The sequence below is a fragment of the Ruegeria sp. BC8 genome (genome assembly GCF_056535705.1).
The window spans coordinates 1,608,072-1,631,006 of record NZ_JBQFIV010000001.1; the positions used below are offsets into that span (position 1 = coordinate 1,608,072).

20 protein-coding genes and 1 tRNA gene are annotated in these 22,935 nt (G+C 61.1%); 13 read left to right on the forward strand and 8 right to left on the reverse strand.

The genetic code is table 11. The features are described from left to right. The first annotated feature begins 97 nt into the window (after positions 1-97). On the forward strand, positions 98-1,285 hold the full coding sequence (locus ACR3EK_RS08180) for a pyridoxal phosphate-dependent aminotransferase (protein ID WP_480633114.1): 1,188 nt from the start codon (positions 98-100) through the stop codon (positions 1,283-1,285). A 16-nt stretch (positions 1,286-1,301) separates the two neighbouring features. Here ACR3EK_RS08180 and ACR3EK_RS08185 read toward each other — a convergent pair whose 3' ends face one another. Beyond that, complete coding sequence (locus ACR3EK_RS08185) at positions 1,302-1,820, reverse strand: outer membrane protein (protein WP_170359104.1); 519 nt, start codon at positions 1,818-1,820, stop codon at positions 1,302-1,304. A gap of 415 nt (positions 1,821-2,235) precedes the next feature. On the opposite strand from ACR3EK_RS08185, the gene ACR3EK_RS08190 reads away from it, so the two are divergent. Further along, the gene (locus ACR3EK_RS08190) at positions 2,236-3,780 is read left to right on the forward strand and encodes a trimethylamine methyltransferase family protein (RefSeq protein ID WP_480633115.1); all 1,545 of its coding nucleotides are present in this window, start codon (positions 2,236-2,238) and stop codon (positions 3,778-3,780) included. Positions 3,781-3,831: 51 nt separating this feature from the next. Here the strand turns inward: ACR3EK_RS08190 and ACR3EK_RS08195 are convergent, their stop codons facing one another. Together ACR3EK_RS08195 and ACR3EK_RS08200 are read right to left on the reverse strand one after the other, a co-directional pair. After that, a complete protein-coding gene (locus tag ACR3EK_RS08195; RefSeq protein ID WP_480633116.1) occupies positions 3,832-4,077 on the reverse strand; it encodes an EF-hand domain-containing protein in 246 nt (81 codons plus the stop codon). 536 nt (positions 4,078-4,613) lie between these two features. Next, the gene (locus ACR3EK_RS08200; protein WP_170390232.1) at positions 4,614-8,243 is read right to left on the reverse strand and encodes a vitamin B12-dependent ribonucleotide reductase; all 3,630 of its coding nucleotides are present in this window, start codon (positions 8,241-8,243) and stop codon (positions 4,614-4,616) included. 522 nt (positions 8,244-8,765) lie between these two features. Between ACR3EK_RS08200 and ACR3EK_RS08205 the strand changes: the two genes are divergently transcribed. Next, positions 8,766-9,206: a hypothetical protein gene (locus ACR3EK_RS08205; RefSeq protein ID WP_093962170.1), complete on the forward strand. Its 441-nt coding sequence runs from the start codon at positions 8,766-8,768 to the stop codon at positions 9,204-9,206. 6 nt (positions 9,207-9,212) lie between these two features. On the opposite strand, the gene ACR3EK_RS08210 is transcribed toward ACR3EK_RS08205, so the two are convergent. From ACR3EK_RS08210 to pdxH, 4 genes are all read right to left on the reverse strand, one after another. Continuing rightward, positions 9,213-9,289 (reverse strand) — tRNA-Pro (locus ACR3EK_RS08210). Between the two features lie 43 nt (positions 9,290-9,332). After that, a complete protein-coding gene (locus ACR3EK_RS08215; protein ID WP_170363393.1) occupies positions 9,333-9,794 on the reverse strand; it encodes a DUF192 domain-containing protein in 462 nt (153 codons plus the stop codon). 12 nt (positions 9,795-9,806) lie between these two features. Further along, entirely contained in the window at positions 9,807-10,334 is a 528-nt protein-coding gene (locus ACR3EK_RS08220) for a cold-shock protein (RefSeq protein WP_093962172.1), read from the reverse strand. A gap of 121 nt (positions 10,335-10,455) precedes the next feature. Next, entirely contained in the window at positions 10,456-11,061 is a 606-nt protein-coding gene (pdxH, locus tag ACR3EK_RS08225) for a pyridoxamine 5'-phosphate oxidase (protein WP_170338455.1), read from the reverse strand. A 135-nt stretch (positions 11,062-11,196) separates the two neighbouring features. On the opposite strand from pdxH, the gene fabI reads away from it, so the two are divergent. The 5 genes from fabI to trpE all read left to right on the forward strand — a co-directional run bounded on the left by fabI (position 11,197) and on the right by trpE (position 17,179). Continuing rightward, entirely contained in the window at positions 11,197-12,003 is an 807-nt protein-coding gene (gene fabI, locus ACR3EK_RS08230; RefSeq protein WP_480633117.1) for an enoyl-ACP reductase FabI, read from the forward strand. A 4-nt stretch (positions 12,004-12,007) separates the two neighbouring features. Next, positions 12,008-12,517 (forward strand): xanthine phosphoribosyltransferase, encoded by a 510-nt coding sequence (gene gpt / locus ACR3EK_RS08235; RefSeq protein ID WP_170359094.1) that lies wholly within the window; start codon positions 12,008-12,010, stop codon positions 12,515-12,517. Positions 12,518-12,557: 40 nt separating this feature from the next. Continuing rightward, entirely contained in the window at positions 12,558-13,733 is a 1,176-nt protein-coding gene (locus ACR3EK_RS08240; protein ID WP_480633118.1) for an aminotransferase, read from the forward strand. An 81-nt stretch (positions 13,734-13,814) separates the two neighbouring features. Continuing rightward, positions 13,815-15,656, forward strand: a complete 1,842-nt coding sequence (locus ACR3EK_RS08245; protein WP_480633119.1) for a peptidyl-prolyl cis-trans isomerase — start codon at positions 13,815-13,817, stop codon at positions 15,654-15,656. A gap of 11 nt (positions 15,657-15,667) precedes the next feature. Beyond that, complete coding sequence (trpE, locus tag ACR3EK_RS08250) at positions 15,668-17,179, forward strand: anthranilate synthase component I (RefSeq protein ID WP_170459000.1); 1,512 nt, start codon at positions 15,668-15,670, stop codon at positions 17,177-17,179. 46 nt (positions 17,180-17,225) lie between these two features. Here trpE and ACR3EK_RS08255 read toward each other — a convergent pair whose 3' ends face one another. Beyond that, the gene (locus tag ACR3EK_RS08255) at positions 17,226-18,689 is read right to left on the reverse strand and encodes a divergent polysaccharide deacetylase family protein (protein WP_170455388.1); all 1,464 of its coding nucleotides are present in this window, start codon (positions 18,687-18,689) and stop codon (positions 17,226-17,228) included. A gap of 196 nt (positions 18,690-18,885) precedes the next feature. Between ACR3EK_RS08255 and ACR3EK_RS08260 the strand changes: the two genes are divergently transcribed. From ACR3EK_RS08260 to ACR3EK_RS08280, 5 genes are read left to right on the forward strand one after another with little or no spacing between them, the layout of a single operon-like run. Next, on the forward strand, positions 18,886-19,467 hold the full coding sequence (locus ACR3EK_RS08260; RefSeq protein WP_480633120.1) for an anthranilate synthase component II: 582 nt from the start codon (positions 18,886-18,888) through the stop codon (positions 19,465-19,467). Beyond that, positions 19,464-20,483 carry an anthranilate phosphoribosyltransferase gene (trpD, locus tag ACR3EK_RS08265; protein WP_480633121.1) on the forward strand — a complete coding sequence of 340 codons (1,020 nt, stop codon included), beginning with the start codon at positions 19,464-19,466 and terminating at the stop codon, positions 20,481-20,483. Before ACR3EK_RS08260 ends, trpD begins: the two co-directional genes overlap by 4 nt. After that, a complete protein-coding gene (trpC, locus tag ACR3EK_RS08270) occupies positions 20,480-21,292 on the forward strand; it encodes an indole-3-glycerol phosphate synthase TrpC (RefSeq protein WP_480633122.1) in 813 nt (270 codons plus the stop codon). The genes trpD and trpC overlap by 4 nt, the downstream gene beginning before the upstream one ends. Next, the gene (gene moaC, locus ACR3EK_RS08275; protein ID WP_170338969.1) at positions 21,292-21,765 is read left to right on the forward strand and encodes a cyclic pyranopterin monophosphate synthase MoaC; all 474 of its coding nucleotides are present in this window, start codon (positions 21,292-21,294) and stop codon (positions 21,763-21,765) included. Before trpC ends, moaC begins: the two co-directional genes overlap by 1 nt. Beyond that, positions 21,762-22,934: a molybdopterin molybdotransferase MoeA gene (locus ACR3EK_RS08280; protein ID WP_480633123.1), complete on the forward strand. Its 1,173-nt coding sequence runs from the start codon at positions 21,762-21,764 to the stop codon at positions 22,932-22,934. Before moaC ends, ACR3EK_RS08280 begins: the two co-directional genes overlap by 4 nt. The last annotated feature ends 1 nt before the right edge of the window (position 22,935 follow it).

The following is a 22,935-nucleotide window of genomic DNA, read 5'->3' on the forward strand; positions in this document are numbered from 1 at the left end:
CCGCGCGCCAAGACTTCTATTGCCGGCGGGGGAAGCTGATTGACAAATCATCGCGGCTCTGACCCATTCGGCGGACTTGCTGCAACGGAGGCGCGCCATGAAACTTTCGCACCGCATCACGCATCTGACCGGAGGCGGTTCGGACGGGTGGGACGTGTTCTATCGCGCGCGCCGCATGATTGCCGAAGGCCAAGCCGTGACCGAACTGACCATCGGCGAGCATGACATCCGCACCCACCCCTCGATCCTGGCCGAGATGGACCGGTCGGCGCGCGCGGGCCATACCGGATACGCCATGGTGCCGGGCACGGATCTGCTGCGCGATACCGTAGCCGCGCGGGTGCAGACCCGCACGGGCGTTCCCACCACGCGCCACAACGTGCTGATCACCCCGGGCGGACAAGCCGCACTGTTCGCCGCGCATATGGCAGCGTGCGACCCGGGCGATGTGGGTCTCTATCTCGATCCATTCTACGCGACCTATCCCGGCACGATCCGCGGAGCCGGCGCGACCGCGCGCGCGGTTCAGACCCGGGCCGAGGATGCCTTTCAGCCCGACGCAGCCTTGATCACGGAACAGGCCGAGGGTGCCGCTTCGCTGCTGATCAACACGCCAAACAACCCGACCGGGGTCGTCTATTCCCGCGAGACCCTGACCGAGATCGCCGATCTGTGCCGCGAACGCGACATCTGGCTGATTTCGGACGAGGTCTATGACACGCAGGTCTGGGACGGCGCACACCTGTCGCCCCGCGCCCTGCCCGGTATGGCCGACCGCACCCTGGTCGTGGGCTCGATGTCGAAATCCCACGCCATGACCGGGTCGCGCTGTGGCTGGATCGTTGGCCCCGAAGAGGCCATCGACCATTTGATCAACCTCGCCACGCACACCACCTACGGGGTTCCGGGATTCATTCAGGACGCTGCCAGCTTTGCGCTGACCGCCGGGGACGAACTGGAGGAAGAGGTCGCGGCCCCCTTCCGCCGCCGCCGCGCCCTGGCGATGCAGGTTCTGGCCCGACAGAACACGGTGGGCCTGATCCCGGCTCAAGGCGCGATGTATCTGATGCTGGACCTCCGCGCGACGGGGCAAAGCGGCGAAGACTTCGCCAATGCGCTGCTGGACACCCACGCCATCGCGGTCATGCCCGGAGAAAGCTTCGGCCAAGCCGCCGCTGGACATGTGCGCGTGGCCATGACCATTGACGATGACCGGTTCGCCGCCGCCCTTCAGACCCTATGCGATTTCGCCGCCCGGTTGGCGAGCCAGACGGCGGCCGAGTGACCGAGACGGGTTTTGTTCAGAACCGGAAGGTCGTGCGCAGATTGAAGGTGTTGGTATCCAGATCGCCGCGCGACCGCGTGACATCGTTGAAATTCTGCCGCAAGGCTTCGCCACTGATGATCAGCCGGTCGCCCAGAGGATAGGCTACGCCGATCCCGTAGACGGCCGCCGTGTCGCTGTCGCCCGAAGTATTCGCCCGCGCGGCACCCACCACGACGTAGCCCAAAGCGCGCCCGAACTCGTACCCGCCGCGCAGTTTCACGCGGGACACGCTGTCCAAACTGCCCTCCGAGGCGCCCAGGTCGAGATTCAGTCGATCATACTCCAACTCACCCCCGACGACGAAGCTGCCCAGATCCAGATCGTATCCGATATTCGCGCCGATGCTGCCCGAATTGCCTCCACTGCCGCCGGGGCCGTCCGCGTCGGTATAACCGAAGGTGAACCCGGCATAAGGTCCGGTCCAATCCTCGGCCAACGCCACCTGCGCCGCTGGAATCAGCAGGGCCGACAGCAAGGCGCGGATCAGTTTCATGCAGACCTCCGGTTTTCGTTCAGCACCCTTTGCGATTGCAACAGATGCGGTGATGTGCACCTCAATTACACATGTGCTTTGGTGCCGTCAGATCAATTCAAGTCACGCAAATCTTAACAATAAGTAATGGAAGCATAACATATTTCGCCCTTTGCGTGAGGATTTCCTGCGGCGTTCATCGACGTTCCAAATTTTCGAGGCCAAAAGCGACATCGGTCGCAAACAGGACAGATTGCTTGCTCGGACCCTGACACCATTCGTCGCAGGAGTTGAGGACCACATGCCAAACGATATTTGGAAGATTTGCCTGATCAGCCGCACCATCGGTGCCGATCGGGGGCGTGCGGCACGAGGACGGCCGTGACGGGTTGAAGCTTCCCCCCTTTGACCTGACTTTCAATTTGGAATCCTCACCATGAACGACCAATCCCGCTCAACGTCCCGCAGTGGCGGCCGTGCCGCCCGTCGGGCCGCCCGTGCCGCGGCCCTGCCCGAACATCTGCGCCCCGTCCGCCCGGGGCTTGAGGGCGGCACCTACAAACCGCTCAGCCAACAGGACATGGAGCGTATTCACTCTGCCGCGCTCGATGCGCTCGAAACCATCGGTCTGGCCGACGCACCACCCAGCGGGATCGATTACCTGGTCAATGCCGGCTGTACGCTGGGCGATGACGGACGCATCCGTTTTCCCCGTGCGCTGGTCGAGGACACGATCGCCCGCGCCAACCGCTCGGTCACGCTGTACAGCCGCGACGGCAAAACCGATCTCGAACTGTCCGGCGGACGTGTTCATTATGGAACCGCCGGGGCAGCCGTCAGCATGGTCGACGCCCAGGGACGCAATTACCGCGACTCGACTGTGCAGGACTTGCACGATGCCGCGCGGATTTGCGAACAACTGGACAATATCCATTTCGTGCAGCGCCCCATGGTCTGCCGCGACATCACCGACAACCGCGAAATGGATCTGAACACGATTTATGCTTGTTGTTCTGGAACTCACAAGCATATCGGAACATCCTTCACAGACCCCAGCTATGTAGCTCCGGCCATGGAAATGCTGCATATGATCGCTGGCGGCGAGGATAAATGGCGTGAGCGGCCCTTCGTCTCGAACTCGAACTGCTTTGTCGTGCCACCGATGAAATTCGCGACCGAGAGCTGCCAGGTGATGGAAGAATGCATCAAGGCGGGGATGCCGGTCCTGTTGCTATCCGCTGGGATGGCGGGCGCCACGGCCCCGTCAACGGTGGCTGGTGCGATTGTCCAGGCTACGGCGGAATGCTTGGCCGGTCTGGTTTATGTAAACGCCGTAAGCCCAGGCGCTCCGGCGGTTTTTGGCACTTGGCCCTTTGGCCTTGATCTCAGGACCGGTGCGATGAGCGTCGGGTCTGGCGAGCAGGCCCTGTTGACGGCAGGCTGCGCCCAGATGCACAAATTCTATGACCTGCCCGGCGGCGCTGCAGCAGGCGCTTCGGACTCCAAACTGCCCGACATGCAAGCCGGATGGGAGCAGATGTGTTCGAACGTCATGGCCGGGCTGTCCGGCCTGAACATGGTCTACGAAGCAGCGGGCATGCACGCTTCGCTGCTGGGTTTTTGCTTTGAAAGCCTGATCCTCGGTGACGATCTGATCGGTCAGGCCCTGCGATGCGTTCGTGGGATCGAGGTCACGGACGACACGCTGGCGCTGGACCAGATCGCGTCGGTGTGTCTCGGTGGCCCGGGTCACTACCTGGGAACGGACGCAACACTCAGCCGGATGCAGGCCGACTATGTCTATCCGGCGTTTGGCGACCGGACCTCGCCCAAGGAATGGGCAGAACTGGGCAAGCCGGACCTGGTCGAAAAGGCCACAGCACGCAAAGAAGAGATCCTTGGCGCCCCGTCTCCGGCGCGTTTCGATCCGGTGCTGGATGCGGAACTCAGAAGCAGGTTCAACATTCACTTGCCTGCATAACAAATTGAAAAGCAGCCCAGATCACTCTGGGCTGCCTCGTGCTTCAAGCTGTTAACCGTTGCTGGGCGGCAGCAGACCGGCTTCTTGCCCGGCTGCGATTTCGGCCTCATCCAGAGCGCCGTCACCATTTGCGTCCAAAAGCGAGAACGCATCGGCATCCATGTCGGGCACAACGGCCTGAACCTCTTCGATGGTCAGAACGCCGTCGCCATTTGCGTCAGCCGAGCTCTGCGCGAATGCAAGCGCAGGGAACCCGAGGGCAACTGCGGCCAGAACGGCCAGTTTCTGAGAGTTCATTGTCAGTCTCCTGATAGGGGGTTTGTGGTAGTCTGTCCGGACAGGCACACAAAACACCTGCTCAGCCGCACTGTCATCGGCCGCAAAGATTTTCCCGCAATTCGCGCCAATCCCTGCCCGTTTGGGCCATTTGGAGTCGCAAGCTTTCGCTGTGCCAAGCCGCCTGCTGGCGCATCGGCACATCTTCCCTCATCCGTACCCCTATTCCCGGCAATCTGTCGCTCAGCCCGACCGAGTCGAAAAAAGAAAGGGGGCCGAAGCCCCCTGTCAGTTTTGCCGTCCAGGCTCAATTCGTTGACCGCCCGGTGTTTTTTTGCCTGCGGCCTGGACTGCACATGGGACGAGCGCACCCGCCCCGTGAGAGAGTGGGAAGGACCGATATTCCGCCCCACCCTGTTCCCGGCCAGCACGGGCATGCCGGCCGAGTGGACCAGGGCGACCTAGGGTAAGTCTCAACGCCCTGATCCGTATTCGTCGGGACCGGAAGTCCGGGGGGAAATCCAGGTCCCTACACCCCGCTTGGCGGGGCGTTTGCCTTAGCTACACCCGCTGGTTGCCCCGCAGGTGTTGCATTTCATGCAGGTGCCGTTGCGCACCAGCGTGTAGTTTCCGCATTCGCCACAAGGATCACCCTCGTATCCCTGCATTTTGGCTTTGGTCCGGGCATCCATCCCGGTAGCCGTTTCGGTGACGACGGTGGTTTCGCTCTTGGTTTCAAAGGTCACGGCCGCCTCGGACAGTCCGGTCGCTTCGCCGGCGGCGCCGTTGAACATCATCAGGTCCTGCGGCAAACGCTTGCGCAAATAACCGGTCGAGCTGATCTGTTTCAGAACCTCCAAGGATTTCGAAGCCGCGCTGTCGCTGATCTCCGAGACGTTCGATACACCCTCTTCTTCGCCACGACCCAAGTCGTCGAATGTTGCGCCCTCGGGTTTCACATGCGCCAGGTCGGTGCGATCGAGGTACGACACGGCCAGTTCGCGGAAGATGTAGTCGAGGATCGACGTCGCGTTTTTGATCGAGTCGTTGCCCTGAACCATCCCGGCCGGTTCGAACTTGGTGAAGGTGAAGGCATCGACAAACTCTTCCAGCGGCACGCCATATTGCAGACCGACCGAGACGGCGATGGCGAAGTTGTTCATCATCGCACGGAAGCCAGCGCCTTCCTTGTGCATGTCGATGAAGATCTCTCCCAACTGCCCGTCTTCGAATTCGCCGGTGCGCAGATAGACCTTGTGCCCGCCCACGATCGCCTTTTGGGTATACCCCTTGCGACGATGCGGCAACTTTTCGCGGTGACTGCGGATGATCTCTTTGACCACCACCTTTTCGACGACCTTCTCGGCCAGGGTCACGGCCTTTTCCTGGATCGAGCCGCTTTCGAGGATTTCAGCCGCTTCGTCATCATCCTCGACCAGCGCCGCTGCCAGCGGCTGGCTGAGCTTGGACCCGTCGCGATACAGCGCGTTGGCCTTGACACCCAGGCTCCAGGACAGCTCGTAGGCCTTCTGGCAATCTTCGATCGTAGCGTCATTGGGCATGTTGATCGTCTTGCTGATCGCGCCCGAGATGAAGCTTTGCGCCGCAGCCATCATGGTGATGTGGCTGTCAACACCCAGGAACCGCTTGCCCTTCTTTCCACACGGGTTGGCGCAGTCGAAGATTGCATAGTGCTCGGGCTTCAGATGCGGGGCCCCTTCCAGGGTCATGGTGCCGCAGACATGGTCGTTGGCCGCGTCGATATCCGACTTGCTGAAACCCAGATGGCGCAGCATGTCAAAGGTCGGATCGTTCAGCTTGCTGGCCGGGATGCCCAGGACGCCGGTGCAGAAATCCTCGCCCAGCGTCCACTGGTTGAAGACAAACCGGATGTCGAACGCGCTTTCCAGCGCTGCGTCGATCTTGGCCAGCTCGTTCGGGCCGAACCCGTGACCGGTCAGCGAGGTGTGGTTGATCCCCGGCGCGTTGCCGATGGTGCCATGCCCGACTGCGTAGGACACGATCTCCTCGATCTGTGCCGAGGAATAGCCAAGCTTTTCCAGCGCCGACGGCACCGAGCGGTTGATGATCTTGAAGTAGCCGCCCCCGGCCAGCTTCTTGAACTTGACCAGCGCAAAGTCGGGCTCGATGCCGGTGGTGTCGCAGTCCATCACCAGTCCGATCGTGCCGGTCGGCGCGATCACCGTGGCCTGCGCGTTGCGGTAGCCGTTCTTCTCGCCCAGGCTCAACGCTTCATCCCAGGCGCTCATGGCCAGATCGATCAGGCGTTTGTCCGGACAGTTGGCGTGATCCAGCGGCACCGGCTTGACCGACAGCTTCTCATAGCCCTCGGTCACACCCTGGGCAGCGCGACGGTGGTTGCGGATGACACGCAGCATGTGCTCGGCATTGCGCTTGTAGCCAGCGAACGGCCCCAGCTCTCCGGCGATCTCGGCCGAGGTGGCGTAGGCAACGCCGGTCATGATTGCGGTCAGTGCGCCACAGATCGCCCGACCTTCGTCCGAGTCGTAGCCATAACCCATGTTCATCAGCAGCCCGCCGATGTTGGCATATCCCAGACCCAGCGTACGGAAGTCATAAGACAACTGCGCGATCTCTTTCGACGGGAACTGCGCCATCGTCACCGAGATTTCCAGCGTCAGCGTCCAAAGACGGGCCGCGTGCATGTAGTCGGCCGCCTGGAACTCGCCATCCTTCAGGAAGGTCAGCAGGTTCATCGACGCCAGGTTGCAGGCCGTGTCATCCAGGAACATGTATTCCGAGCACGGGTTCGAGCCGCGAATCTCGCCGTCTTCGGGGCAAGTGTGCCATTCGTTGACCGTGTCGTGGAATTGAATGCCCGGATCGGCGCAGGCCCAGGCCGCGTGGCCGACTTTTTCCCACAGATCGCGTGCTTTGACCGTGCGGGCAACCTTGCCGTCGGTACGATTGATCAGCTCCCAATCGGCATCTTTCTCGACCGCCTTCAGGAAGGCATTGGTCACACGGATCGAGTTGTTCGAGTTCTGCCCCGAGACCGAGCTGTAGGCCTCAGAGTCCCAATCGGTATCATAGGTCGGGAACTCGATGCTGTCGTGGCCCTGCTTGGCGTAATCCAGCACGCGCTTGATGTAAGTCTCTGGTATCGCGACCTTTTTCGCCTCGCGGATCGCCGTTTTCAGCGCGTCATTCTTCTTGGGATCATAGGCATCCGCTTGCGCGCCGTCCCAGGCGCGGATGGCCTCGAAAATGCCGTTCAGCATCTTCTCGTGCATCTTCGATCCGGCAACGATCGAGGCCACCTTCTGCTCTTCGATCACCTTCCATTCGATGAATTGCTCGATGTCAGGGTGATCTGCATCGACGATCACCATCTTTGCTGCCCGACGGGTTGTCCCGCCTGATTTGATCGCGCCAGCGGCGCGGTCGCCGATCTTGAGAAAGCCCATGAGGCCCGAGGACTTGCCGCCACCCGACAGCGCTTCACCTTCTGCGCGCAGATGGCTGAAGTTGGTCCCGGTACCCGAGCCGTATTTGAACAGGCGCGCCTCGCGCACCCACAGATCCATGATGCCGCCTTCGTTCACCAGGTCGTCATCGACCGACTGGATGAAGCACGCGTGCGGCTGCGGATGTTCATAGGCCGATTTCGACTTGGTCAGCTTGCCGGTTTTGTAGTCCACATAGTGGTGACCTTGGGCCGGACCGTCGATCCCATAGGCCCAGTGCAGACCGGTGTTGAACCATTGCGGGCTGTTCGGCGCGGCGCGCTGGGTCGCCAGCATGTAGCGCATCTCGTCGAAATAGGCGCGCGCGTCTTCCTCGGTCGAGAAGTAACCGCCCTTCCAGCCCCAATAGGCCCACGCACCCGCCAGGCGGTCAAACACCTGCTTCGAAGACGTCTCGCCACCGAATTCGGCATCATCGGCCGGAACCGAGCGCCACAAAAACTCGGGCACGTCCTTCTCACGAACTTTTTTCAGTTTGCTGGGAACGCCGGCCTTGCGGAAATACTTCTGAGCGATCACGTCGCTGGCGACCTGGCTCCACCGAGAGGGGACCTCGATGTTATCAAGGCGGAACACGATCGTTCCATCCGGATTGCGGATCTCGGACGTGACGGACACGAAGTCCAACTCTGCGTATGCGTCCTGCCCTGCCTTGGTAAATGTTCTTTCAATCTTCATGTCCGCCGCCCTAGATCAATCAGCCCAAATTCGGTTGTCCGGCACCAATTCCGTTTTTTGGCGGGGTGCCGCCCGCCTTGACCGCCGATCAGGGACGCAAAGGACCGGACGCTGCCTTTGGCAGCGCAAACCCGTTCGCACGGTTGCACGTCAGTTTGGAGTGCTTTCCGACCCTCGCCCTATGCCAACTCCGGCTATTCCTACCAGATTTAGTGGCAACTCACTCGGCCCATACAATCTGGCGTATCTACCCATAGTTGGTCAACGGCATTTTTTGGCTCCGAACCAAAACTTTTCTGTTGACCGCAAAACCGCAGGATGGGCCAAGACAGAACGCGCCGATTCCTCCACAACGCTGTCCACAAAACCGTGCAGTTCGGTCAAATCGGATTTTCTTTTTTCCCGGCCCGGTTACGAGAAAATGGTCACCTGCCCGCCCGTGCCCCATACTGTGAGGAGAATCACCAATCTTCGTGGCAGCGCAACGCGACGCATCACGACACACAAATGACGGAGTGCGCCGTGAAAACCTCGATTATCCGTTTGTTTCCGGTCCTTACCTTGCTGGCCGCTTGTGCGACGCCCGAGCCGGAACAATCTTCACGCAGCGCTCAGTTCGCCGAATACCCCGATCAGTTATTCAGCACGTTCGAGATCAGCTGCGAAGGTCCGGAGGAACGGTTCACACGCCCCGAGCGCAGCAGTTTCGAGTGCCGTTCCTCTCTGCCTCCGGAAACCACCGCGTTCTTGATCCTCAACTATGACGGTTACCCGCAGGACTTGCCCAAAGGGGTGCGCCGCATGTCTTCGACCCGCAATCAGGCCGGTTACCGGGTCGATGCCGAGTTGTTTTTCCTGGTCCCCCAGAAGGACGGAGCGACGATCAAGGTTCCCGTCGAAAGCTCGGTTCTGGATGATGAGTTGACGCGGCTCTACCGGTATTTCGGTGGAACTCCGTTGTAAGGAAAGTGGTCGGGGCGGCGAGATTCGAACTCACGACCCCCTGTACCCAAAACAGGTGCGCTACCAGACTGCGCCACGCCCCGGACCGTGCGCCTTCCTAACGGCGTCATTCGGATTTGAAAAGCCCTAACAGGGCCAGATTGCAGGGCCTTGCGAAAAAATTTCGTGCCGCATGACCGTACCTGGTGCGATCGAGTAACGGGCGGCAAGCCCCGCATTCACCTCAAGAACCGCAAAGACCGAATCGCCGCCCTCGATTGGGGTCAGATCCCCCGGTACTGCATCGGAATGAACACGGGTCACCAAACCTGTGCGATCCAGAAAGATCATGTCCAGCGGGATCAAGGTGTTCTTCATCCAGAATGCGACCGGCTGGGGCGGATCGAACACGAACAGCATCCCTTCGCCCTGAGGCATGCTTTCGCGGAACATCAAACCCTTTGCCCGCTCCTGCGGGGAAACTGCCAATTCGACCAGAAACCGGACCTGTGCCTTGTCATTGCGAAGGTCCACCCGGTCAGACCGGCATTCAGCAAAGGCGCCTTGTGACAGAAAAATACTCAGAAGAAGACCGGCCAGAATCCGCATCACGCGCAGCGCTCAGTCATTGAGCGCGGATTCCCACGCAAGCACTTGTGCGGCCATGCGGCCCCGCTTGCCGTCGATGACCCGCATCGCCAGCGCCTCGCCCGGTTGGAGATCCGCCAACCCGGACCGGCGCAGAACTTCGATATGCAGAAACACGTCCTCGCTGCGACCAAAGACATTGGCAAAGCCGAAACCCTTGCTCTTGTCGAACCACTTGACCCGCGCGGCCTCGAGCGGCGCATGTGCGATCTCATTGGGATCCATTTCGGCGAAATCCGCCAGCATCACCGAGTCGGCCCGCTCGGGCGGATCAATGCTCACGACCTCAACCGCTTGAACGCCACGATCGGTGCGGTGAGTCATGATCTCAATGCCCGCGCCATCCGCGACCGAGCTTTGCCCGAAGTTCCTCAGAACGTTCACGTGCAGCAGGATATCAGGACCGCCATCGTCGGACACGACAAAGCCATACCCCTTTGCAGGGTCAAACCATTTTACGTGTCCACGAACGCGGTACATGCTGTTCAGGTCTTCTGGCACGGTGTTCCCATCACGAGATTCAAAGGGTCGTTAGGGGTCTGATGTGTATGGAAACGTCGGGCAAATTCAAGCTGAAAAAATTCAGACATTTCCGGGTGTTGCATTTCACGATACGCGAACGTCATGGATTCAACCTCTGTACGTTCCACTTTTGCTCGGACGGGTCGCGCCGCCAGCGGAACCTGTCGTGCAGCCGAAAGGCACCATCCGCCCAAAACTCGATTTCAACCGGCGTCAGCCTGTAGCCACCCCAGAATTCGGGCCTAGGCGGGTTGGATCCCAGCTTTGCCGTCACCTTTGCAACTTCGGCCATCAAAGCAGCCCGGCTGCTCAGAGGTTCCGACTGTCGCGATGCCCAAGCACCCAGCCGGCTTTTCAGCGAGCGTGACGCATAATATTCGTCGGCCAAGGGACCGTCTTCTTTGGTGATTGTACCACGAACCCGGATCTGACGCCGCAGTGATTTCCAGTGCATCACAAAGGCGGCTTTGCCGGCCGCATCCAGCTCTTGGGCCTTGGCACTGTGATAGTTGGTATAGAAAACGAAGGAGTCCGCCTCGATATCCTTCAGCAACACCATCCGTGCGTTCGGCATACCATCGGGGTCCACGGTCGCCAGGGCAATCGCGTTCGGATCGTTCGGTTCCGTCTTTTCGGCCTCGGCCAACCAACGGGCCGCGATCACGAACGGATCGTCACCGGCAAAGATGCCGTTTCGCTCACTCATGTCCATCCCCTGGAACGAATTGAACATGACCCTACGGCGAGAACCCGCCCCGGGCAAGAGTGCATGGCCTTGATGCAGCGCAATCAATGGCATAAACCAACGCAACACATCGCGACGACAGGCGGAGAACCGAACATGTCAAATCAGTTGATGGCCGGCAAGCGCGGCCTCATCATGGGACTGGCCAATGACAAATCAATCGCATGGGGAATCGCCCGCGCCTTGTCCGAAGCCGGAGCCGAACTGGCTTTCTCTTATCAGGGGGATGCACTGAAAAAACGGGTCGACCCGTTGGCGGCCCAACTGGGGAGCGAAATCGTCCTGCCGTGTGACGTCAGCAACGAAGAGTCGATCGATGGACTGTTCGCAGCGCTGAAAGAGAAATGGGGCAAGCTGGATTTCGTCGTCCACGCCATTGGTTTCTCCGACAAGAACGAACTTCGCGGCCGCTATGTCGACACGTCGCGCGCGAATTTCAAGCTGACGATGGACGTGTCGGTCTACTCTTTCACCGCGGTGATGCAACGCGCCGAGAAGCTGATGACCGACGGCGGCAGCGCCATTACCCTGACCTATTATGGTGCTGAGCAGGTCATGCCGCATTACAATGTCATGGGTGTTGCCAAGGCCGCGCTCGAGGCGTCGGTGAAATACCTGGCCGAGGACCTGGGCAAGGACAACATCCGCATCAACGCGATCTCGGCCGGGCCGATCAAGACCCTCGCCGCCAGCGGCATCGGCGACTTCCGCTACATCATGAAGTGGAACGAGTACAACTCGCCCCTGCGCCGCAACGTGACCATCGATGACGTGGGCAAATCGGCCCTTTATCTTCTGTCGGATCTCAGCAGCGGCGTGACCGGTGAAAACCTGCACGTTGACTCGGGTTATCACATCGTCGGCATGAAAGCAGTCGACGCGCCGGATGTGGAAAAGGGATAAGACCATGAGCGCAAAGGACCGCCTGCCCCACGAAAAAGGCTTTCATATCAGCTGGGACCAGATTCACCGCGACTCGCGCGCGCTGGCCTGGCGGCTGGACGGTCAGGGACCGGATGAGGGCGCATGGCGCGCCGTCGTCGCGATCACGCGCGGCGGCATGGCACCGGCGATGATCGTCAGCCGAGAGCTGGACATCCGCACCGTAGATACGATCAGCGTCAAATCCTATCACCATCAGGAGCGTGGCGAGGCAGAGGTGCTCAAGGCCCCCGATGCCGATCTGATGGGGGATGGTGAGGGCGTGCTGATCATCGATGATCTGGTCGACAGCGGCAAGACGCTGGAACTGGTGCGCAAGATGTACCCCAAGGCCCATTTCGCCACGGTCTATGCCAAGCCCAAGGGCCGCCCGATGGTTGACACCTATATCACTGAGGTCAGCCAAGACACCTGGATCTTCTTCCCTTGGGATATGGCCCTGCAATATGTCGAACCCTATCGCGGCACCGACTGATCCCACTTATCCACCACAAATCAGCAAGACCGGACACCCGATGACATTGACCCGCACCGCCGCCACCTTCGCCCCTCCGGTGATGGAGGCGCGGCGTTGGCTCGAAGGGGTCACGTTCTCGGATGACCGCCCGCTGATCAACGTCAGCCAGGCGGCGCCGGTCGATCCGCCGCCGCTGGCGCTGCGGCAGGCGATGGCCGATTTCGCGATCAATCAGGACGCCGCACATCTCTACGGCCCGGTATTGGGCAACCCCGATCTGCGCGCGGAGCTCGCGCGTGAGATCGGCGATCACTACGCTGCCGAGGTTCGGCCGGAGCAGACAGCCATCACCTCGGGCTGCAATCAGGCCTTTGCCTCGGTCATCTCGGCGATCACGGATCAAGAGGATGAGGTCATCCTGCCAACGCCTTGGTATTTCAACCATAAAATGTGGTTGGACATGGCCGGTGTCAAAACGGTTGATCTGCCGACCGGGTCGGACCTGCTGCCCGATCCGGAACAGGCGCGCGCGCTGATCACCAAGCGCACGCGCGCGATCGCGTTGGTCACACCCAACAACCCGGGTGGCGTCGAATACCCGGCGGATCTGGTCCGTGCCTTCTATGACCTGGCGCAACAGCATGGCCTGCGCCTGCTGGTCGATGAAACCTATCGTGATTTCGACAGCCGCAGCGGCCCGCCACACGCGCTGTTCCAGCAGCCCGACTGGGATCGGACGCTGGTGCATCTCTATTCCTTCTCGAAGGCCTACCGCCTGACCGGCCACCGTGTGGGCGCGATCGCCACCGGAGCGCCGCTGCTGGCCGAGGTCGAGAAATTCCTCGACACCGTCGCCATCTGCCCCGGCCAGATGGGCCAGTTCGCGGCGCTGTGGGGGATGCGGAACCTGTCTCAATGGCTGGCCGGGGAACGCGCCGAGATTCTGGATCGCCGTGCCGCAATCACCGAGAACATGCCCCGCCTGACCGACAAGGGTTGGCGGCTGCTGGGTCTGGGGGCTTATTTCGCCTATCTCGAACATCCGTTCGACATGCCGTCGGACGAACTGGCGCGCAGATTGGTCTCCGAGGCCGGTATTCTGCTGTTGCCGGGCACCATGTTCATGCCCGACCACGACCCCGCCGGGAAACGTCAGGTGCGCATTGCTTTCGCCAATCTGGACCGTGCTGGAATCGGGTTATTGTTCGACCGCCTGAAGGCCCTGTCCTTCTGAGCTTGCCCCCCGGCATCCCGCGTCGTATTCAGGGCCGCAACAGTCACGGCAGAACCCTGCCGCAAGATCCAAGAGGGCACTATGGCCGCAGGCATTAACAAACTCTCCAAAACCTTCGTCTGGATTCTCATGGGCATGCTGATGCTGGGTCTTGCCGGTTTTGGCGCCGTCAACCTCAGCGGAACGGTACGCACAGTCGCCCAGGTCGGGGATGAGGACGTTTCAGTCGATGCCTATGTCCGCGAGCTGCAGCGCGAAATCCGCGCTGTCGAGGCGCAGACTGGTCAACCGATGCAGATGTCACAGGCCCGCGAGCTGGGGCTGGATCAGCGGGCCTTGGGGCGTCTGGTTTCGCTGGCAGCCCTGAACAATGAGGTCGCACAGCTGGGTGTTTCGATCGGTGATGCCAACCTGCAGAAGGAAGTCGTCGGCATTCAGGCCTTTCAGGGCCCTGACGGATCTTTTGACCGCGAAGCCTACCGGTTCCAGCTGGAACAGATCGGCATGACCGAAACCGAGTTCGAGGAAGACCTGCGAAAGGAAACAGCGCGGACAATCGTCCAAGGCGCGGTGATGGACGGTGTTGAAATGCCCGCGATCATGACCAAAGCCCTGGCCGACTATGTTCTCGCTCGCCGCAGCTTTACCGTCGCAACCCTGTCGCCGGACGCTCTGACGACTCCGATCCCCGAGCCGACAGACGCCGAGGTCCAAGCGTATTACGACGCGAATACCGATCGGTTCACCCTGCCGCGCACCAAAAAGATCACCTACGCCGTTCTGTCGCCGGAGATGCTGCAGGATACGGTCGAAATCGACGAAGACGCGCTCAAGCGTCTGTATGAGCAGCGCAAGGACCAGTATCAGCAACCCGAACGTCGTCTGGTTGAGCGGCTGGTCTACCCCTCGGAGGAAGAGGCGACTGCGGCGATGGCGCAGCTGGAAGTCGGCGGAGCGGATTTTGAGCAGCTGGTACGCGAGCGCGAACTTGAACTGAGCAGCGTCGATCTGGGTGATGTGACCCGCGAAGATCTGGGCGAGGCCGCGGATGCCGTTTTTGCCGCAGAGATTGATCAGGTCGTGGGCCCCCTGCCCTCGGTCTTTGGTCCGGCCCTGTTCCGGGTCAACGGATCGCTGGCCGAACAGAACGTGAGCTTTGAGGACGCCGAACCGGAACTGCGTGCAGAGCTGGCCGGCGAACGCGCCCGGCGCCTGATTGAGAGCCAGGCCGAAGACATCAACGACATGCTGGCCGGCGGCGCCACGCTGGAAGAATTGGCCAACGAAACCGAAATGGAGCTTGGCAAGATTGACTGGACCCGTCAAAGCGATGACGGCATCGCCGCGTATGACGGCTTCCGCCAGGCTGCGCAGGCCGTCCGCGAAGATGACTTCCCTGAAATCGGATTCCTCGAGGATGGTTCGATCTTTGCCTTGCGGCTGGATGAGGTTCTTCCGCCGCGCCCCGAGCCGCTGGAGTCCGCACGCGACCGCGTCGCCGCCGCATGGGTACAGGAACAGACGGCCAAGGCGCTTGAGGAACAGGCCAACGGCATCGTGACTCAATTGGCCGTCGACGGTGATTTCACGGCGACCGGGCTGCCATTCCGTGTCGAAAACGCGCTGACCCGTACCGCGTTTTTGGATAACGTTCCGGCCGATTTCATGACCCAGATCTTTGAGATGGAGCCCAATGAACTGCGCGTGATCGCGGGACCGGATGCGGCATTCATCGTGCGGCTGGACGAGGTTCTTCCGCCTGCGGAAACCGACGAACAGCGCCTGATGCAAGAGGCCGCTGCCGCTCAGCTGAACCAGGCACTGGCCCAAAACATCTTCGACATCTATGTGCGCGACGCTCAGACACGCGCGCGGCCGACCCTGGACCAACGCGCGCTGAACGCGGTTCAGGCCAACTTCTGACCGGAACGAAAATGGCTCTGACACCCGATTTCGACAGCTTTGCCCGCGCCTATGAGGCCGGACAGAACCAGGTCGTTTATACCCGTCTGGCCGCTGATCTGGACACACCGGTTTCGTTGATGCTCAAGCTGACGGGCGCCCAGAAGGACGCCTTCGTCCTTGAATCGGTGACCGGAGGCGAAGTTCGCGGGCGGTATTCGATCATCGGGATGAAGCCGGATCTGATCTGGCGCTGTCGGGGCGAAACCTCGGAATTGAACCGTTCGGCGCGGTTTGATGCGGATGCGTTCGACGCGCAAGATGGCAACCCGATGGACAACCTGCGCGCGCTGCTCGCCGAAAGCCGCATCGACCTGCCCGATGACCTGCCCCAGGCAGCCGCCGGCCTGTTCGGCTATCTGGGATACGATATGGTGCGCCTTGTCGAATACCTGCCGGATGTGAACCCCGATCCTTTGGTCCTGCCGGATGCGATACTGCTGCGCCCGTCGGTGGTTGCGGTCCTGGACGGCGTGAAAGGCGAAGTCACCATTGTGTCTCCGGCCTGGGCCAGCGACGGGCAGTCAGCCAAGGCCGCATATGCACAGGCGGCCGAGCGTGTGATGGACGCGGTGCGCGACCTGGAACGCGCGATGCCCTCGGAGTCTAGAGATCTGGGCGAAGCACACGAGATCGCGCCGCCGGTATCCAACTTCACCAAGTCGGGCTACATGGAAGCCGTGGAAAAGGCCAAGGAGTACATCCGGGCTGGTGACATCTTCCAGGTGGTTCCGGCACAACGCTGGACACAAGATTTTCCGCTGCCGCCCTTTGCGCTGTATCGTTCCTTGCGCCGCACGAATCCGTCGCCGTTCATGTTCTATTTCAACTTCGGTGGCTTCCAGGTGATCGGCGCCAGCCCGGAGATACTCGTGCGCGTGTTCGGCAACGAGGTGACCATCCGGCCGATCGCCGGAACACGTCCTCGCGGTGCGACCCCCGAAGAGGACAAGGCCAACGAACTGGATTTGCTGGCCGACAAAAAGGAACTGGCCGAGCACCTCATGCTGCTGGACCTGGGCCGCAACGACACAGGACGCGTGTCCAAAATCGGCACCGTCCGCCCGACCGAGGAATTCATCATCGAGCGCTATAGCCACGTGATGCACATCGTGTCGAACGTTGTGGGCGAGTTGGCCGACGACAAGGATGCCCTGGACGCCTTCTTTGCCGGGATGCCGGCGGGCACGGTTTCAGGTGCACCGAAGGTCCGGGCGATGCAGATCATCGACGAGTTGGAACCCGAAAAGCGCGGTGTCTACGGCGGCGGTGTCGGCTATTTCAGCGCCGGTGGCGACATGGACATGTGCATTGCGCTGCGTACAGCCATCGTGAAGGACCAGAAACTGTATATCCAGGCCGGTGGTGGTGTCGTCTATGACAGCGACCCCGAGGCCGAATACATGGAAACCGTGCACAAATCGAATGCCATCAGGCGCGCCGCGGCGGATGCGGCGCGGTTCACCGGATCCGGGAATTCATAATAAAAGGCGGCCAATCTGGCCGCCTTTTCTTCTTTTTCTGCATTGATTACTGGATCTGGCTTTTCATCACCGCCGAGATCGGGGCCAGGGCAACTCGGTTGCCGCGATCCTCAAGCCCCCAGAGCAACAACGCCGAAATTGTCTCGGGCCGCAATCGGCCCAGCATCACAACTGCGCCTTCCTGCCCGGCACGAAAAGCGGCCTGGTCCAGGAACCGGCGCATGACCGTTGGATCCTGACGCGCACCGTCGATGTCGCGGAACACCACACTGGATGGAATGCCATTCCGCGCGGCCAGCTTTTGGACGGTGTTCAACCCGTTGTCCTGCACGACCAGCCCACGGCCCGTTCCTGCCGCGATGGCAGCCACCTGATCGGCCAACTTGCGGTTGCCCTGTATCCCGGTGTTCACGCCCTCGAGCAGGCCAACGGTTTCAGGCAAGGTTTCAAGCCAGACCGCCAGCGAAACTTCGGCATCCTGCGCGCTGGCCGCCTTTGGCAGGTCGGTCAAGGCAAGAACTTCGAACCCAGCCTCGCGATAGCGCTTCATCTTCTCCGCCGCTTGCGGATCCGAAGGGCTGACCGCAAAGCTCAGCGGATACGGAAAATCCTTCAGCGCCTCAGCCCCGAACGCACCTTCGTCATCGATCAGGATGATCGACATCAGCGGTTTGGCATCCGGGTTGTCAAAGGCGGCGGCATAAGCATCGATCGGCTTACCGGGCATGCCCTCACCCTCTGCCGGCTGATCGGCCGGGGAATCATCGCGTTCGGTCAGCGGGATCACGCGTTTGCCGGCAATCGAAGATGAGGCCGTTGCCTGTTCGCCGCCGATCTGGGGCAAGGCCGCGATCCGGGCCCGTTTGCGGGGCTGCGTGTCTTCGTCCCCCTCGACCGCGATCGGGCTGTCGCCGGTTCCGGTCGGTTGATCCGGCTCAGGTGTCGACGGCAGCGCGGCTGTTTCCGGCGCCGGGGTCGCCTCGGGTTCCGCATTTGCCGCAGTCTCTGGTTCGGCGGTCTCTGGCTCGACGGTCGTGACCTCTTGCGCCGGGGGCTGTGGTGCGGCCGGCGGTGTCGCGTCCACGGTAACGGGCTGGACCTCCTCGTCCGGACTGGAGGGAACCGGTCCGGGCGCCGGGGGCGCGGCTGGCGCGTCGGTCGTCACATCGACCGAAGCGGCGTCTCCCGCACCCGGGTCGTTCAGGCCTGCCACGGTGTCACCGACCTGCGGACGATCATCCGGCTCGGCCTGAATGCCATCCAGTCCAGTGGCCCCATCCGCCGTATCGTCCAGCGCCTCCAACGCTCGTGGTGCGATTTCGACAAGATCGGAATCCGGACCAGCGCCCTGCACTTCCGTATCCGCCTTGGGCAGATCGGCTTCCACCGCGGCTGGCGCCGCTGTCTGAATATCCGGTTTGCTGCCAAGTGGCGTGTTCAGGGAAAGCACTGCGCCCAGAACCAACACAACGACCGCGCCGGCGATCATTCCACCGATAAATCCGCCCATCTGTTCTTGCCTCTCGTCTTTCATCCTGCCTCGGCAGCCCGTGCACCGTCTTTGCGGCACTCACCCGTCCGGTCGCCTTGTTGGGGTTGTCCCCTTGACGCTGCCGCACAAGCCTGAGCATGTATGTCCCAACACTATACCGTGGCGCGGGGCTGTATCGCCAGTCCGAATTGCCCAAACACAAGACAAGTGCCAAATGCTGCTGCTGATCGACAACTACGACTCGTTTACCTACAACCTTGTCCACTATTTGGGCGAATTGGGCGCGGAAATGGTCGTGCGCCGCAATGATGCGCTGGATGTGCAGGAAGCGATGGCCATGAACCCTGCCGGCATCTTGCTGAGCCCCGGCCCTTGTGATCCTGACCAGGCCGGGATCTGCCTCGCGCTGACCGAGGCAGCTGCGGAAACGCGCACGCCTTTGATGGGTGTATGTCTGGGTCACCAGACCATTGGTCAGGCCTTTGGCGGCAAGGTCGTGCGGTGCCATGAAATCGTGCACGGTAAAATGGGAACCATGCATCACACTGGCAAAGGTCTGTTCGCCGGCCTGCCGTCACCGTTTGAGGCGACCCGCTACCACTCACTGGTCGTCGATCGGGATACCCTGCCCGATTGCCTTGAAATCACGGCCGAGTTGGAAGACGGCACCATCATGGGCCTGCAACACAAAAAGCTGCCGATCCACGGTGTTCAATTCCACCCGGAATCGATCGCCTCGGAACACGGCCACGCGCTGCTGAAGAATTTCCTGAACGAAATGAAAGTCCCCGCATGAGTGACGCGCTGAAACCGCTGATCGGAGCTGCGGCCGATCGCGCCCTGACCCGTGCCGAAGCCGAACAGGCCTTTGAGATCCTGTTTGAGGGTCGCGCGACGCCCAGCCAGATCGGCGGTCTGTTGATGGCCATGCGGACGCGCGGCGAAACGGTCGAGGAATATGCCGCCGCCGCCGCCGTGATGCGCGCGAAATGCAACGCGGTCAAAGCACCAGCGGGCGCGATCGACATCGTGGGAACCGGCGGCGACGGGAAAGGCACGCTCAATATCTCGACCGCGACGGCCTTTGTCGTGGCTGGCGCGGGTGTGACCGTGGCCAAGCACGGCAACCGGAATCTCAGCTCGAAATCCGGGGCCGCCGATGCATTGGGACAGATGGGAATCAACGTGATGGTCGGGCCGCAAGTTGTTGAAAAGGCTTTGCAGTCCGTCGGCATCGGGTTCATGATGGCGCCCATGCATCACCCGGCCATCGCCCATGTCATGCCCACCCGGCAAGAGCTTGGCACCCGAACCATTTTCAATATCCTTGGCCCCCTGACCAACCCCGCCGGTGTCAAGCGGCAGCTGACCGGAGCCTTCAGCCGCGACCTGATCCGACCGATGGCCGAGACTCTTGGCTTGCTCGGGGCCGAGCACGCCTGGCTGGTACATGGCTCGGACGGGACCGACGAGTTGACGATTACTGGCATCAGCTGGGTCGCGTCGCTTGAGGACGGACGGGTGAAAGAGGTCGAACTGCATCCCGAAGATGCGGGCCTGCCGGTTCATCCGTTTGAAGATATTCTGGGCGGCACACCCGAGGAAAACGCCGTTGCGTTCCGCGCATTGCTGGATGGCGCGCCGTCGGCCTACCGGGATGCGGTCCTGTTGAACGCGGCTGCGGCCCTTGTGGTCGCCGAAGCTGCACCGAACCTGAAACAAGGCGTCGAAATGGCCGCCGAAAGCATCGACAGCGGCAAGGCGAAAGACAAGATTGCTGCTCTGGCACAACTCACACAGGAAGCCGCATGACCGAAACCGTTTTGGACAAGATCAAGGCCTACAAGCTGGAAGAAGTCGCCGCCGACAAAGCCCAAGTTTCTCTGGACGAGGTCGAGCAACAAGCCCGAGAAGCGTCTGAAACGCGCGGCTTTGTGGATGCTCTGCGCACGGCAAGTCGCCGCGGTTATGGTCTGATCGCCGAAATCAAGAAGGCAAGCCCGTCCAAGGGGTTGATCCGTGAGGATTTCGATCCGCCCGCGCTGGCAAAAGCCTATGAAGAAGGTGGCGCTGCCTGCCTTTCGGTTTTGACCGACACGCCCAGCTTTCAGGGTGCCAAGGAATTCCTGACCGCTGCCCGGGATGCATGCTCGCTTCCGGCGCTGCGCAAGGACTTCATGTATGATCCCTATCAAGTGGTCGAAGCGCGTGCACTGGGTGCCGACTGTATCCTGATCATCATGGCATCGGTCGACGATCAGCAAGCCGCCGAACTGGAACAGACCGCGTTTGACTGGGACATGGATGTCCTGATCGAGGTACATGACGAGGCCGAGCTTGAGCGCGCGGCCGATCTCAAAAGCCCCCTCATCGGGATAAACAACCGCAATCTCAAGACCTTCGAGACCTCGCTTGATACCACTCGTCGCTTGTCCAAGCTGGTTCCTGCTGACCGCATGATCGTGTGCGAAAGCGGGCTGAACACCCCGGAAGACCTTGCGGATATCGCCCGCTATGGTGCTCGGTGTTTCCTGATCGGAGAAAGCCTCATGCGGCAGCAGGACGTCGCCGCCGCAACCCGTCACATTCTGTCGAACCCGCTGGTGCCGGGGGTCATGTGATGCCCCTGACGCATTTTGACAGCGACGGCCAGGCCCATATGGTCGATGTATCGGACAAGGACACGACGAACCGCGTCGCCGTTGCCGCGGGTTACGTGAAAATGGCGCAACAAACCTTTGAAATCATTTCCGAAGGCCGCGCGAAGAAGGGCGATGTTCTGGGGGTTGCCCGGTTGGCCGGGATCATGGGGGCAAAGAAGACACCGGACCTGATTCCGCTGTGCCATCCCTTGCCTGTCACCAAGGTGTCGGTTGACCTGACATTGGACCCGGACCTGCCGGGCGTGCAGATCGAAGCGACGGTCAAGACCACTGGACAGACTGGCGTCGAGATGGAGGCCTTGACAGCCGTGTCTACCGCAGCACTGACCGTCTATGACATGGCCAAAGCCGTTGACAAGGCAATGGAAATCGGCGGCATCCGCGTTCTGCTGAAAGATGGCGGCAAATCAGGTCGTTACGAGGCGAAATGATAACGGTTGAAGAAGCCCGACAGCTGCTGTTCGGCCTGGTAGCCACCATGCCCGAAGAGCAGATTGCGCTTGCTGACGCGGCCGGTCGAGTGCTGATGCGGGATGTAAAAGCCGAGCGGGACCAACCCCCGTTTGCCGCCTCTTCAATGGATGGATATGCGCTGAAGTCAGCCGAAGTGGAACGTCACGCGATGTTCAAGGTCATCGGTGAGGCCGCCGCTGGCCAGCGTTTCACCGGCAAGGTTGGCCCGGGCCAGGCGGTTCGAATCTTCACCGGGGCTCCGGTCCCCGACGGGGCAGATTTCGTCGTCATCCAGGAAGATACCGACCTGCGCGGCGATCTGTTGACGATCACGGAAGATCCCGGCCAAAAAACCAACATCCGACCGGCAGGCGTGGACTTCACCATCGGCGATGTAGTTAGTGCGCCGCGAGTCCTCTCGCCCGAAGATCTTGCATTGCTGGCGGCGATGAATGTTCCAACCGTCTCCGTGGCCACCAAACCTCAGATCGCGCTGATCGCCACGGGAAACGAGCTGGTCATGCCGGGCGAAACTCCGGGACCTGACCAGATCATTGCCTCGAACTCGTTTGGCATCAAAGCGTTGCTCGAGAAAGCTGGCGCACATGTTCGCATGTTGCCAGTGGCACAGGACACCCTGTCATCGCTGGAAACCGCGTTTGGCTTGGCCGAAGGCTCCGATCTGGTCGTGACAATTGGCGGAGCGTCGGTGGGTGACTACGACCTTGTGGCCGAAGCATCGCATCGGCTGGGGCTCGAGCAATCCTTCTACAAGGTCCTGATGCGCCCCGGCAAGCCGCTGATGGCCGGGCGGCTGGGTGATGCAGCGATGATCGGGTTGCCCGGCAACCCAGTCAGCGCGATGGTTTGCGGATATCTCTTCCTGGTCCCCTTGGTCAAAAAGATGCTGGGCATCCAGACTGTTGACCCGATTCTCCATCAGGCCATCTTGTCGGATGCCCTTCCACCAAACGGCCCGCGCGAGCATTACATGCGCGCTCGATTGGAAAGCGATGGAATACGCGCGTTCGAGGATCAGGACAGTTCGCTGCTCAGCGTTCTGGCGCGGTCGAACGCCTTGTTGATGCGTCCTCCAAACGATCCCGCACGGGCTGCGGGGGAAACGGTGTCCTACCTGCCGATTTAGG

Excerpts from the sequence above, each read along its gene's own strand:
- ACR3EK_RS08180 (WP_480633114.1), top strand. The coding sequence starts at position 98 with ATGAAACTTTCGCACCGCATCACGCATCTGACCGGAGGCGGTTCGGAC.
- ACR3EK_RS08185 (WP_170359104.1), bottom strand. The coding sequence starts at position 1,820 with ATGAAACTGATCCGCGCCTTGCTGTCGGCCCTGCTGATTCCAGCGGCG.
- ACR3EK_RS08190 (WP_480633115.1), top strand. The coding sequence starts at position 2,236 with ATGAACGACCAATCCCGCTCAACGTCCCGCAGTGGCGGCCGTGCCGCC.
- ACR3EK_RS08195 (WP_480633116.1), bottom strand. The coding sequence starts at position 4,077 with ATGAACTCTCAGAAACTGGCCGTTCTGGCCGCAGTTGCCCTCGGGTTC.
- ACR3EK_RS08200 (WP_170390232.1), bottom strand. The coding sequence starts at position 8,243 with ATGAAGATTGAAAGAACATTTACCAAGGCAGGGCAGGACGCATACGCA.
- ACR3EK_RS08215 (WP_170363393.1), bottom strand. The coding sequence starts at position 9,794 with ATGCGGATTCTGGCCGGTCTTCTTCTGAGTATTTTTCTGTCACAAGGC.
- pdxH (WP_170338455.1), bottom strand. The coding sequence starts at position 11,061 with ATGAGTGAGCGAAACGGCATCTTTGCCGGTGACGATCCGTTCGTGATC.
- fabI (WP_480633117.1), top strand. The coding sequence starts at position 11,197 with ATGTCAAATCAGTTGATGGCCGGCAAGCGCGGCCTCATCATGGGACTG.
- gpt (WP_170359094.1), top strand. The coding sequence starts at position 12,008 with ATGAGCGCAAAGGACCGCCTGCCCCACGAAAAAGGCTTTCATATCAGC.
- ACR3EK_RS08240 (WP_480633118.1), top strand. The coding sequence starts at position 12,558 with ATGACATTGACCCGCACCGCCGCCACCTTCGCCCCTCCGGTGATGGAG.
- ACR3EK_RS08245 (WP_480633119.1), top strand. The coding sequence starts at position 13,815 with ATGGCCGCAGGCATTAACAAACTCTCCAAAACCTTCGTCTGGATTCTC.
- trpE (WP_170459000.1), top strand. The coding sequence starts at position 15,668 with ATGGCTCTGACACCCGATTTCGACAGCTTTGCCCGCGCCTATGAGGCC.
- ACR3EK_RS08255 (WP_170455388.1), bottom strand. The coding sequence starts at position 18,689 with ATGGGCGGATTTATCGGTGGAATGATCGCCGGCGCGGTCGTTGTGTTG.
- ACR3EK_RS08260 (WP_480633120.1), top strand. The coding sequence starts at position 18,886 with ATGCTGCTGCTGATCGACAACTACGACTCGTTTACCTACAACCTTGTC.
- trpD (WP_480633121.1), top strand. The coding sequence starts at position 19,464 with ATGAGTGACGCGCTGAAACCGCTGATCGGAGCTGCGGCCGATCGCGCC.
- trpC (WP_480633122.1), top strand. The coding sequence starts at position 20,480 with ATGACCGAAACCGTTTTGGACAAGATCAAGGCCTACAAGCTGGAAGAA.
- moaC (WP_170338969.1), top strand. The coding sequence starts at position 21,292 with ATGCCCCTGACGCATTTTGACAGCGACGGCCAGGCCCATATGGTCGAT.
- ACR3EK_RS08280 (WP_480633123.1), top strand. The coding sequence starts at position 21,762 with ATGATAACGGTTGAAGAAGCCCGACAGCTGCTGTTCGGCCTGGTAGCC.